General features: G+C 41.6%; 8 protein-coding genes. All 8 read right to left on the bottom strand.

The genetic code is table 11. From position 1 onward, the window contains the following. Window positions 1-25 precede the first annotated feature (25 nt). Entirely contained in the window at window positions 26-1,921 is a 1,896-nt protein-coding gene (mutL, locus tag M1D81_RS08655; RefSeq protein ID WP_456265049.1) for a DNA mismatch repair endonuclease MutL, read from the bottom strand. Between the two features lie 21 nt (window positions 1,922-1,942). Beyond that, entirely contained in the window at window positions 1,943-4,519 is a 2,577-nt protein-coding gene (mutS, locus tag M1D81_RS08650) for a DNA mismatch repair protein MutS (protein ID WP_456265050.1), read from the bottom strand. A gap of 124 nt (window positions 4,520-4,643) precedes the next feature. Beyond that, window positions 4,644-5,189, bottom strand: a complete 546-nt coding sequence (gene cotE, locus M1D81_RS08645) for an outer spore coat protein CotE (protein ID WP_456265051.1) — start codon at window positions 5,187-5,189, stop codon at window positions 4,644-4,646. Between the two features lie 466 nt (window positions 5,190-5,655). Continuing rightward, window positions 5,656-6,090 (bottom strand): RicAFT regulatory complex protein RicA family protein, encoded by a 435-nt coding sequence (locus tag M1D81_RS08640; RefSeq protein ID WP_008358013.1) that lies wholly within the window; start codon window positions 6,088-6,090, stop codon window positions 5,656-5,658. Window position 6,091: 1 nt separating this feature from the next. Next, entirely contained in the window at window positions 6,092-7,618 is a 1,527-nt protein-coding gene (gene miaB / locus M1D81_RS08635) for a tRNA (N6-isopentenyl adenosine(37)-C2)-methylthiotransferase MiaB (RefSeq protein WP_456265052.1), read from the bottom strand. A gap of 150 nt (window positions 7,619-7,768) precedes the next feature. After that, window positions 7,769-8,950 carry a glycine C-acetyltransferase gene (locus M1D81_RS08630; RefSeq protein WP_456265053.1) on the bottom strand — a complete coding sequence of 394 codons (1,182 nt, stop codon included), beginning with the start codon at window positions 8,948-8,950 and terminating at the stop codon, window positions 7,769-7,771. After that, a complete protein-coding gene (gene tdh / locus M1D81_RS08625) occupies window positions 8,947-10,011 on the bottom strand; it encodes an L-threonine 3-dehydrogenase (protein WP_456265054.1) in 1,065 nt (354 codons plus the stop codon). Before tdh ends, M1D81_RS08630 begins: the two co-directional genes overlap by 4 nt. A gap of 175 nt (window positions 10,012-10,186) precedes the next feature. Continuing rightward, complete coding sequence (locus M1D81_RS08620) at window positions 10,187-13,231, bottom strand: efflux RND transporter permease subunit (protein ID WP_456265055.1); 3,045 nt, start codon at window positions 13,229-13,231, stop codon at window positions 10,187-10,189. Window positions 13,232-13,369: the final 138 nt, after the last annotated feature.

Genomic DNA, 13,369 nt, shown 5'->3' with positions numbered 1-13,369 from the left:
GCTCTGATTAGAGCGCTTTTTTATATCACATCACCCGTTTAAACATCTTTTCCATTTCATAAGTCGAGTGATGAATGATGATCGGCCGGCCGTGCGGACAAGTGAATGGGTCCTTCGTTTGCCGTAGTTCATCTAATAAGGCTTTGATTTCATCATGACGCAAATGACGATTTGCTTTGATTGAGCCTTTACAGCTCATCATAATCGCCGCTTCTTCTCTCAGTTTCTTGATATCAACACGTTTTTCATCAAGCACTTGCTCTATAATCTCTTCGATCAACTCAGCCTCTTCACCTTTTGGAAACCACTGCGGATGCGACCGAACGATGTAGCTACCTGAACCAAAGGGCTCTAAGAAGACCCCCACTTTCACTAGAATATCCTTATGCTCTTCAATGATCAGCATATCGTTTTTAGAGTAGTGAAATGTTAAGGGGACGAGCATTTCTTGCACTTCCTGTTCGATCTCCCCCACCTTCTCACGAAAATACTCATACTTGATTCGCTCTTGAGCCGCATGCTGGTCGATGATATAAAGCCCTCGTTCATTTTGAGCCAAAATATATGTGCCGTGCATTTGCCCAATTGGATACATCACAGGGACGCGTTCGTTTTCAGGAATCGTTTCTGTCACTTCTTCGTGCAGTACCGTCTCTTCAAGTGAAGCGGCGGATTCCTCTAAATGAACACGTTCAGATGAGGTTTCTTCATAAAATACTGGTGATGATGCTTCTGTCTTCTCTTGTTCAGGCATTCCGTATGCATCGGTATGACTTGTCTCGTATATGACCGACTCGTGCGGCTCCGGCTGATAGGTTAGCGGTGTTTCCGCTGGGCTTGAGTACTTTTGTTTCGCATCAAAGGTTAAGGATTGCTGCTCATTTTTCACAGCTGGCATTGGTGCTTTTTTTGGTACTGAAGCACTTGGAATGAGCTGCTGTCTTTGAAATACTTCCTTAATTCCTTGTTTAATCAGATCATGAAGTTCCTGTTCTTTACTTAGCCTCACTTCTAGCTTCGAAGGATGAACGTTCACATCCACTAGAATGGGATCCATCTTCATCTCAATAAATGTAATTGGATGACGGCCAATCGGAAGCAGCGTGTGATACCCTTCATGGATTGCTTTCACGAGCGGAAAATGTTTAACATATCGCCCGTTTACAACAGAAGACATATAATTCCGTGATGCCCTCGTTACTTCAGGTAACGAAATATATCCTTTCACTTCAAAATCAAGTGATTGTACGTGAAGCGGCAGCATTTTTTTAGCCACAGCTGTCCCGTAAATGGCCGCAAGTACATGACGCACATCTCCGTTTCCATTCGTCTGTAGCAGGACTTTCCCTTGATGACGCAAACGGATCGATACTTCGGGATGAGCTAGCGCAATTCGATTGACAACATCCGATATATTGCCAAGTTCCGTATGAACGGTTTTCATGTATTTTAGGCGGGCTGGCGTATTGTAAAATAAATTGGTGACCACAATCTCGGTGCCGCGGCGGCCAGAGGTTTTTTTCTCCGAAATGATCTTCCCGCCTTGCAAAGCTAAGTGCGTTCCAGCTCCTTCGCCAGTACTTGTTTTCATTTCTAGATGAGAGACGGATGCAATACTTGGCAGCGCCTCTCCCCTGAATCCGAGCGTTCTGACACGAAACAGATCATTTTCGTCTTTGATTTTACTCGTTGCATGACGCTGGAAGGCGAGCTTACAATCTTCAGCATCGATTCCAACACCATTATCAATAATCCTGATAGAAGAAAGACCTGCTTCTTCTACATCGATTTCAATCACTGTACTTTTTGCATCGATCGCATTTTCCACAAGCTCCTTTACAACAGAAGCCGGGCGCTCGACCACTTCACCTGCAGCAATTTTATTGGATAGGTCATCGGATAACTGAATAATCTTTGCCATTTCTGCTCACCTCACCTTACATTATAATTTCTTTTGCAATTCATACAGCTTTGTCATCGCTTCAAGCGGCGTCATATCCATTAGGTTGTAAGACTTTAATTCGTCGATGACCGCTTGATCCTTCTGTTTTAGCGCAGCTTTCGGCTGCGGTTTTTCTTCTACTTCAAAGAAAGAAAGCTGCTGTTTTTCTACAGTCTTTTCTGCTTTTGGTGCTGCAGATACGGTTGGAGTCACGTCATGTGATCCGCTCTCAAGCTCCGTTAAAATAGTCTGGGCTCTATTAATGATGGCATCTGGCAATTCAGCAAGCTGCGCTACATGAATACCATAGCTTTTATCAGCTGCACCTTCTTTGATTTGATGTAAGAAAACGACCATGCCTTCATGCTCTTCAGCTCGCACATGAACATTTTTCAGCTCGCTTAATTGGGATTCAAGGACAGTGAGCTCATGGTAATGTGTGGAGAATAGGGTTTTGGCTCCAATATGATTATGAACAAATTCAATGATCGCCTGCGCAAGAGCCATTCCATCATAGGTGCTTGTCCCGCGTCCAATTTCATCAAATAAAATCAAGCTGTTTTTCGTTGCGTGCACCATCGCATTTTTTGCTTCGAGCATCTCTACCATAAAAGTACTTTGACCAGAAATCAAATCATCTGCTGCACCAATACGTGTAAAGATTTGATCGAAGATTGGAAGCGTCGCCTTTGACGCAGGAACGAAGCAGCCAATCTGCGCAAGAATCGAGATGAGTGCCATTTGTCTCATATACGTACTTTTCCCTGACATATTCGGTCCAGTGATGAGTAAGGTTTGTCTGCCTTTTCCCATGTGGCAGTCATTCGGTACATATTCCTGGTGATCCAGCACTTTTTCAACGACAGGGTGACGGCCATCTTTGACATCTACTTCATCCTCTGAGAATTCCGGCCGGATATAACGGCGCTTTTCACTGACAGTCGCAAAGCATTGAAGCGCATCAAGCTCGCTCATTTGTTTTGCAAGCAGCTGTAATCTAGGAATATAGCTTTTTACTTGCTCCCTGAGAGCTGTAAATAGTTCATATTCCAATTCGTTAATATTTGATTCTGCTTCAAGAATCAGTGCTTCTTTTTCTTTTAATTCAGGTGTGATATACCGCTCTGCATTGGCAAGCGTTTGTTTTCTTTCGTAACGCCCTTCCTCCAGCAGATGTGTATTTGCGCGTGTCACTTCGATATAATAACCAAACACTTTATTAAACCCGACTTTTAAGGAGCGAATGCCAGTATATTCTCTTTCCTGCTGTTCAAGCCGTGCAATCCAGTCCTTTCCGTTTCGGCTGGCATCACGGTATTCATCTAATTTTGCATTGTAGCCATCTTTAATCAAATTGCCTTCTTTTATCGTCATCGGCGGATTTTCATGAAGGGCATCTTCTAATAAATCAAGCAAGTCACCACAAGGATCAATCTCATTCGCTCTTGATTTTGCCATTTCCTCTGGTAATGAATGAACGAGTTGTTTAATATCTGGTACTTGTTTTAAAGATTCTTTGAGCTGAATGAGATCACGGGCATTCACATTGCCAAATGCCACGCGGCCCGCTAAACGCTCAAGATCATATACTTGCTTTAATCGTTCGCGCAGATCCTCTCGCTCAAAGAAATGATCCATCAGAATTTGCACCATTTCCTGACGCTCGTTGATTTGCGAAAGGCGAATGAGCGGCCGGTCGATCCATTGCTTGAGCAGTCTGCCGCCCATCGCTGTTTTTGTTTCATCTAACAGCCATAATAAAGAGCCTTTTTTGCTTTTTGAACGAATCGTTTCTGTTAATTCAAGGTTTCGTTTTGAATAAAGATCGATTTTCATCGTTTGTTCAAGCTCAAACACTTGAACTTTCTGAAGATGATCCAAGCTTCTTTTTTGCGTTCTTCTTAAATAGGCATATAGTGTTAAAAATGCTGTTTTTAACTTTTCATCAAGATGGGAAATGAGCTGTTCAGCTTCCTCTAATAATGCATCACTATCTTCGTATGAAATGGTCGCTTGGCAGCGTTCTTTAAGGGTTTTGATTGTTTCCTCATCCAGCTGCTTTGACACCACAATTTCTTTTGCACCGACAGAATAAATTTCTGATACGACTTCATCTAATCGATCGATGAAAGCTGCCATGTTTTCACCTGTTGATAAATCAGACAGCGCAAGACCGTATCCATTTTGAAAGCTGGTAACAGACGCAATAAAGTTGTTCTCGTTTTCACTTAAACCTTTACCATCCATGACGGTTCCCGGTGTAATCAGTTGAACGACTTCCCTTTTGACTACACCTTTTGCCGTTTTAGGGTCTTCCACCTGCTCACAAATGGCGACCTTGTAGCCTTTTGAAATCAACTGTTCTATGTATGCAGAAGCAGAATGATAAGGAACGCCGCACATTGGAATTGTGCCGCCGTCTCTGCTTGTTAACGTAATTTCTAGTTCTTGCGCGGCTTCCTTTGCATCATCAAAAAACATCTCATAAAAATCGCCTAGGCGAAAAAATAAAAAGGCATCTTGATAATCTGCCTTGATCTTTAAATATTGCTGTATCATGGGCGTATAACTTGCCATATTTCTAATCCCTCACTATATTACTTTCGAATTCATACCATCTTCAATTATAGCATAAAAAATCACCTTTTTTCTCCTAGATCAGGCACAAAAAAACTAGGGGGATATGCGCCCTAGTCATTCCTTACTCTTCTGGCTCACCTGCTAGGAATTCTGGATGAATACCCTCTAACTCCTCATCCACTTCTTCTTCCCACTCGTGATCATCTTTTTCTTTCCAGCTTGAATTGACCTCTACGACAATTTTTGTTTCACCGACTACCTCAGCAATGAATTCACGCTCTGCCTGAACGATAATTTTATTGCCATTTGGAGAAATGGTCACTTCTAAGCAATTGGGCTGCTGCAACACTTTCGCAATTACTTCGTGCTCATCATCAAGGAAATTTTTATCTTTATATCTCAGTTTAATGATGTCTACATACTTCACACGCTCTGTGACGACTTCTGTTTTCGTGTTGTCGGCGTAAGAGTACCATACGTTAATATCAAATGTTCCTTCGATCTCAACGGTTTTACCGACCTTTTCAGCATCATACTTATGATTAATGATCCAACCACCTAGGATGCTGGTTGGTTTTTGCGATGGAGAAATGGTGTGTGTGCTTTGGGTGAATTTCCTCCCTTTTGCAACCACCGCTTTTGTAATAATTTCTCTGTATTCAGACATTCCGGCATGCCTCCTTGTTCTTGATCGTTTTATCTTATGCTGGGCATTCGTCTAGTGTGTCACGATTTTGAACTTCATGTTCAATTAAATTCATTTCTGTTTCAGTGTATGCATGGTCGCCCATAAACTTGCCTTGAAAATTGGAAAAGTTGGAGAGTGAGAGATTGGGGTTGACTGAAATGGGGTCATTTGATGTAATAAAGATAGTAGCCCTTCTTTATATAAGGAGGAGATATTATGAAACAATTTAATATTATAATAAACATTTTTGGATTAAACATTGAGCTTCAGTTCAAATCTTTTAATCTGTAAAATCAATTCATTTTTAGTTGATAACACTTCAATATAATATTTATTTTTTACGAAATATAAGGGCTACTGCATCAACATTTTATTGTTGATGCAGTAGCAAAATACAAATAACATATATTCTATATAATAAAAACCCCGCATCTGCGGGGTTTTCTCATTTTATGGAGCAACTTGGTGATGAGTTTTTTACTTTTGAACCGGTTTCTCCTAATAAGAGGTCACCGCCGGTTGAAAGAATGATTTCATCTGTTACTTGATTCGAAATTGTGTGCGCTACAAGTTGAAGCAGGGAATTGACTTCCATTTGTGATTCTTTGAATTCTTGAATCACTGGGATGTCATCCAGTTCTTCTTGCAGGGCATCGATTTTTTCTTCGACTTGCTTTAAGGCTTCATGTTTGCCGTAATGCTTTAAGTTCACAGCTTGTTTTTGAAGCGCCTTAATTTGATTAATGATCGTCGAAATTTTTGTATTTTCATTGATTTGCGCTTCTGCTTTTTTGAAGAAATCAACTTCTTCCGTTTCAGAAATCATTTTAGCGAGCTCTCTTGCACGCTCGACAATTTCTTTCTTTGAATAAAGTGTCATTTTAATTCACCTCGATAGCTTCTCCAACCATTTCTCCGTCAAGAGACCAAGTTTTGGCTTGTGTGATTTTCACTTTGACGATGTTGCCAATCGCTTCTTTTGGTGCTTTAAAATTCACAAGCTTGCTTTTACTTGTATATCCGGCTAGGATCTCAGGGTTGTTTTTACTTTCACCCTCTACTAATACTTCGACAATCTGCCCTTCATATTCCTTCATTTTTTTCGCAGAAATTTCATTCACAAGTGCATTTAGGCGCTGCAAACGTTCTTTTTTCACACGCATTGGCACGTTGTCTTTCATTTTCGCTGCAGGCGTTCCTTCTCTTGGAGAATAAATGAATGTATAAGCAGCATCAAACTCAACCTCGCGATAGAGGGAAAGTGTTTCTTCAAACTGCTCATCTGTTTCATTTGGAAATCCAACAATAATGTCCGTTGTTAATGAAGCATTCGGCATAGCTTCTTTGATTTTGCGCACAAGATCAAGGTAACGCTCACGGTCATATTTTCTCGCCATAAGTTTCAGCACAGAAGAACTTCCGGATTGAACTGGCAGATGAATATGATCAAGAAGATTTCCGCCCTTGGCAAGCACTTCAATTAAGTGATCATCAAAATCACGCGGGTGACTTGTTGTAAAACGGATACGCGGAATATCAATTTTTCGCAGCTCATCCATCAGGTGGCCAAGACCATATTCCATATCATCAAAATCTTTTCCATATGCATTCACGTTTTGACCAAGAAGGGTAATTTCCTTATATCCTTCTGCTGCTAAACGTCTGACCTCTTGAATAATTTCATCTGGGCGGCGGCTTCTTTCCTTGCCACGCGTGTAAGGCACGATACAGTATGTACAGAATTTATCACAGCCGTACATAATGTTCACCCAGCCCTTGATTTTACCTTGACGGGCTCTCGGAAGATTCTCAATCACATCGCCTTCTTTTGACCACACCTCAACGACCATTTCTTTTGAAAGGTAGCATTCAGATAACAGTTCTGGCAGGCGGTGAATATTGTGCGTGCCAAAAATCAAGTCAACAAATGGGTGTTTCTTCAAAATACGGCTCACGACAGATTCTTCTTGTGACATACACCCGCAGACACCTAAAATTAAATCTGGCTTTTCACGTTTTAATGCTTTTAAATGACCAAGCTCTCCAAACACTTTATTTTCTGCATTTTCACGAATAGCACAAGTGTTTAATAAGATCACATTTGCATCTTCCGTTGAGTTTGTTGGTTCATAGCCAAGCGCCATAAAAATACCAGCCATCACTTCTGTGTCATGCTCATTCATTTGACAGCCATATGTGCGAATATAAAACTTGCGGCCGTTTCCTAACCCTTGAAACTGCTCGTCAATTTGAAATTGATTGTATTCGACTTCTTCTTTACCCCGTTTTTTTGCATCTTTTAAGGAAGGCGGAATATACACAGCTTCAAAATATTTACTGTAGTCCTTCTCGGATTTTTTGTCCGATGAACTTACTTGTCCGCTCGCTTTTCTCTGCTCTTCATTCATGAATTTGTACTCCTTTCAAACCAAGTTCCACCCTACAGTATAGACTATTTTGTGATGAATTGAAAATAAATCATATACGGTTCTTCTATGAAAATTGCCTATTAGTCATAACCATTTTTCACAAAAAGAAAAAAGAGAGCCTGCGCTCTCTCAATCAAGTATGTTTAGTTTTTTTGCTTCTTCTTCAATGATTGTCAGTGCCCGGTCTAGTTCTTCTTTTGTGTGCTCGGCTGTGATGATGGCTCTAATTCTTGCCTTGCCTTTTGCTACAGTTGGGAAGGTGATGCCTTGGGCAAACACGCCTCGTTCTATTAAAGCCTTTGAGAATCGAAAAGTAAGTGCTTCGTCTCCAATCATGATTGGGATAATCGGTGTCTCTGTTGGTGCGACTTGAAATCCTAGGCTGATGACCTTTTCTTTAAAATAAGCGGCGTTCTCCCAAAGTGTATCGATTCGCTCCGGTTCATCTAACAGCACTTCAATCGCTTCTTCACACGCTCTAGTCACAGCTGGCGGATGTGAAGTGCTGAATAAAAACGGTCTTGCTTTATGTTTTAAATAATCAATTAAAACCGCTGACCCCGCCACATAGCCGCCGAGGACTCCGACAGCCTTACTAAGTGTCCCGACCTGAATGTGCACTCTGCCGTCGAGTTTAAAATGGTTGACCGTCCCGCGGCCATTCTCGCCAAGCACGCCCGAGGCATGCGCATCGTCTACCATCACAAATGCATCATATGCTTCGGCGAGCCTGACGATCTCAGGAAGTGGTGCGATATCTCCATCCATCGAGAATACACCGTCTGTAACGATGAGGCGGACGCGGTAATTCATTGATTTTTTCAAAATCTTCTCCAGCTCTTCCATATTGGAATGACCGTATACCTTTTTATCTGCTTTTGTTAATCGAATGCCATCAATAATTGAGGCATGATTCAGTTCATCCGATATGACAATATCATCTTTTGTCAAGATACTGGATAAGACCCCTTGATTGGTCGTAAAGCCTGATTGGAACACAAGAGCTGCTTCTGTCTTTTTAAATGCAGCAAGCTTTTTTTCAAGACGTTCATGCATCGTCATTGTGCCGGCGATGGTACGTACAGATCCTGTACCCGCACCGAATTCATCGATTGCCTCTTTTGCTGCTTTCATCAGCCTTGGGTGTGAGGTGAGGCCTAAGTAGTTATTTGAGGAGAGTTGTATGACAGATTGTTCATTTAATGTCACAGTGGATGATTGTTTTGAGTCGATCTCTTTCAAAGTTTGGTGGGTGCCTTGCTGCTTCATTGTGTCCAATTCATCTTGTAAATACGTGAATTCTTTCATCATTTCTTCCCCCTTTGATATGATGGCATCATCAGTACGACTTTCCCGCACGTACCGCTTTGCATAAGTTCAAATCCCTTTTCGAACTCTTCAAATGGCAGTGTATGAGTGATAACTTGCTTTACATCAATGGTATTCGTTCTTAACAGCTCAGATACTTGACGCCACGTCTCAAACATTTTTCTCCCCGTGATCCCTTGCACGGTTAATCCCCTAAACACAATTTGATTCGTAATATCAATTGTCACTGGCCGTTCTGGCAAGCTTAGTATATTGACTTTCCCTCCATTTGCACAAGCTTCGAGTGCTTGATTAATGGCAGCTGGATGACCTGACATCTCACACATCACATCTGCCCCTTCCATCCGCGTGAGCTGCTTAATTATCGCCACTGGATCATCTTTTCCAATATCCACGATATGATCTGCACCCATTTTCCGGGCAAGATCGAGCCTGTATTCATTTTTATCAACAGCGAACACTTGAACAGCCCCGGAGGCTTTTGCAACAGCAATTGCCATTAAACCGATTGGTCCGCAGCCAAAAATCGCCACTGACTTACCTGAAACAGGTGTGTGCAGTACAGTATGAACAGCATTTCCTAGCGGCTCTTGTATAGAGGCAAGCTCAACCGGCATTTGAGCTGGATTGTGCCACACATTTTGTTCAGGTACTTTGACATATTCAGCAAAACAGCCATCAATGTCTACCCCTAAAATTTTCGTTTCACTGCACAAATGCTGCTGCCCTGTTAAGCACATATAACATTGATTACATACAACATGCGTCTCAGCTGATACAAAGTCCCCTACCTTTGCTCGTGAGACTTGCTTCCCCACTTTGACAACTTCCCCTGTAAATTCATGTCCAAAAATGTAAGGCGCTTTGACTCTTCCCTTAGCCCAGTCATCCCAATTATAAATATGCACGTCTGTTCCGCATATCGAAGTGGCTTTCACTTGGATTAAAACTTCATGATCTTTGATTTCTGGAATCGGCATCTCCATCAGCACCGCTCCGTAAGCGCTTTCTTTTTTAACAATTGCTTTCATCGTTCCACACATGACGTACAACCCCTTTGTTAAAAAACTTCTCCCAATCAGATTTTAACACGACTTATTTTAGTCGTAAATACCACTGTCTACTAGAAAAAGACAAATGAACACCCCACATATTTTTTTAGATATTTTTCTAAAAAAAAAAGCAAATCTCCTTTCGATCGGAGATTTGCTTTCATCGTCAGCGTTTCTTTGAAACGGCAACATATAGTGCTGGCACAATGAATAATGTCAGAATTGTTGAGAAAAAGACACCCGATACAATGCATATGGCCAGCGGCTTAAAGAGTGGATCATGACTTAATGCAACAGGCATTAGTGCAACAAGTGCCGTAAATGCTGTTAAGAGAATCGGTCTAATCCTTGCTCTTCCTGCTTCAATGACAGCTGTCTGTTGATCAAACCCTTGCTTGCGCCGCTGTTCTATAAATTCGAATAGGACGACCGCATTTCGGACGACAATACCAGCCAATGAGACAATCCCCATTGTTGCCATAAAGCTGAATGGTGTTTGGGTGACAAACAGTCCGATAATGGCTCCTGATACGGCTAAGTAAACCGTTCCTAGAACTAACAGCGGAAGCATTAATGAATTGAACTGGAATGCGATGGTCACGTAAATGAGCAGCAAGACTACTGCAAATAAGAGACTTATTTCAATAAAGAACTGGGTCTGATTTTCATTTTCTCCACCTTGTGAAATGGTCAAATCCTTCGCTGCAGCGCTTTTCCCTACTTGATTGACGACTTCTTTCATATCGTCTTTAAACGAATCTGATGCGCCGGGATACGCCTTCAGCGTAATGGTCGGAACTCCATTTTCATGTGGAATGCTTTCGTACTGCTCTGTTTCTTTTTCTTTTACATATCGGCTAAGCGGCTCAAGTTGAGGCATACCACCCTCATTTGTCTTCACAGGCACTTTCATTTCTTTTAGCTTCAAACCATTTTGATGTCTGCCTATATCCTGTTTCACCACTAAATCGATATCATTTGTTCCTTGTTGAAAGGTACCTAATGGCATCCCTTCTGTCACAAGACCAAGCTGTCTGCTGACAAATTGAGCACTGAGCCCATCCTCTGCCATCCGCTCGCGGTTTAATTCAAAGGAGATCGTTTTCACCGGCTGATTGACATCGACCGTAATCAAGCTTGCTCCTTTGTCTTTCATTTCATTTGTCAGCGTTTCTTTGACATCAATGAGCTTTGAAAAAGATTCACCTGCAACCGTTACTGTCACTGGCGCGCCAGTTGGCGGCCCTTGTACAATGGTTTTCATAAAGGTTTCAGCCTCTTTGAATGTCTCTCGCAAAGGCTCGGTCATACGATCTATCAATGCCTTACTTGTCATCTGATCATTGTCTACTCTCACGACAACTTGACCCGTGTGGTCACTTGCATTTGAAATACTTTCATTAAACAGGTTCGGCACACCGCCGCCTGCAAAAATCGCCGTTTCTTCAATTCCTTTTTGCTGTTTGATCTCTTGTTCTATTTTCTTTAGTGTTTCATTTGTTTGGTCTAATGTTGTTTCACTTGGAAGCGTGACAGTGACGACCACTTCTTTCTTATTCGCCGCAGGGAAAAATTCAAATGGTGTGGCGAAAATAAGTAAAAAAGCAAGCGTTGCAACGAGCAAACCACTTAGTCCAATAACGAGCGGCCGCTTCACTATATTTGTCAGCACACGGTCTGCATAGAAATCAGCCAGCCTTTTTAATGGTTTCCCTAGGAATCCCGGCTCTTTTTGACTGTTTTTGTTCTTTCTTTTCCGGTTCACAGTATATTGATAGACCGGTACAAGTGTCAGAGAAATCACCATGGACGCAAGCACAGTCGTCACTAGAACAGACGGTAATGCCCGAATAAATGAACCGTTTGCACCTGATAGGAATACAAGCGGCAGGAAGGCAAACACAACAGCTAGTGTTGATGTCAAAATGGACCCTGCGACTTCTTTCACCCCTGCAATTGTTCCTTTAAGCGGACTTTCGTATTTTTTCATTTGTCTTAAAATATTATCATTGACGACAATGGCATCATCGACAAGTATCCCTAAAGCAATGATAAAGCCGATGATCGAAATTTGATTGAGGTCCACTTGTAAAAATGGCAGCGGAATCGTTCCAATTGTAATGGATAGCGGAATGGCGAGTGAAACGATAAACGCCCCGCCAATCGTGAGTCCAAGTGTGGTAACAATTATGACAGCAATGACCGCAACAATGGCTTCTTTTATTAAATCATTGAAAATGGTATCCACTTCACTTTTTTGTGAATAGTAGCCTACCCACTCCACCCCATTTGGCAGCTGCTTTTCTTTCTCAATGACATCACTGACTTTGTCATACATTTTAGGAATATCAAGCCCTTGTTTAATATTCACAGTAAATGAATAAGCGGGCTTTCCGTTATACGACACAATATCACTTTTCTGTTTTTCTACTTCTTTTAAACTGCCAAGCTGACTAATTGTGACCGGCTCTCTTTTCGTTTTTGAGAAAAGCTCAATTTTTTTAACTTGATCAAAGCGGTCATATGTATCGATGGACAGCTTCACCTTCTCTTTGCCTGCCCGAATATCGCCTAGTGGAGATGTGTCAAATTCCTGATTGATGGCATTTGTGACATCAGTTACATTGAGCCCTTCACCCTCCAGCTTGTTTGAATCTAAGTTTAAAATCGCTTGTTTGTCATTGAAGCCTTTGATAATGACACTGTCTACCCCTTTGATGTCCTCTACTTTTTCCTTCAATGCACGCAGCGATTGCTGACTCTTTGCTAAGTCCGATGATTCATTTGACACAATCATATAAGAGCCAACCGGCACGCTGCCGAATTCATCCTTTACTTCCGGCTCCATCACCCCGTCAGGAAAAGACGACGCAGCACTTGTGGTTTCATTCTTAATTTGACTTGCCACCTTTTGAAAGTCGGCTTGGTCCTCAATTTCAAGCACAATATTTGAGAAACCAATGGCAGAAACCGAGCTCGTTTTCTCTACACCGTTGATATCAGATAGGGCTGATTCCAGTTTATTGGTGACATCTCTTTCCACCTGTTTTGCATCTGCACCAGGAAAAACGGTAGAAATCGTGACGAGATTCGCCTCGAATTCTGGCAGTTCTCGTTTAGGAAGCTGCGCGAATAAATAGCCGCCAGCAATGAGAACGATAAAAAATAAAATAAAAACAAGCTTTCCTCTTTTCAAAAAAGCTTCAAACATTATTTCACCTACTTAAATATTTATTTTTGATGAAGTAAATTCAACTTAATCTTAATTTATCATCACGGTGAAAAAATGCAAGCTCTAATATGTCATTTTTATCTATTTCACGAACTGAATATGTTATATAAGAAATGT

Source organism: Bacillus sp. JZ105 (genome assembly GCF_053903125.1).
The sequence above is the reverse complement of the archived record's forward strand: the minus strand, read 5'-3'. Positions and strand labels throughout refer to the sequence as shown.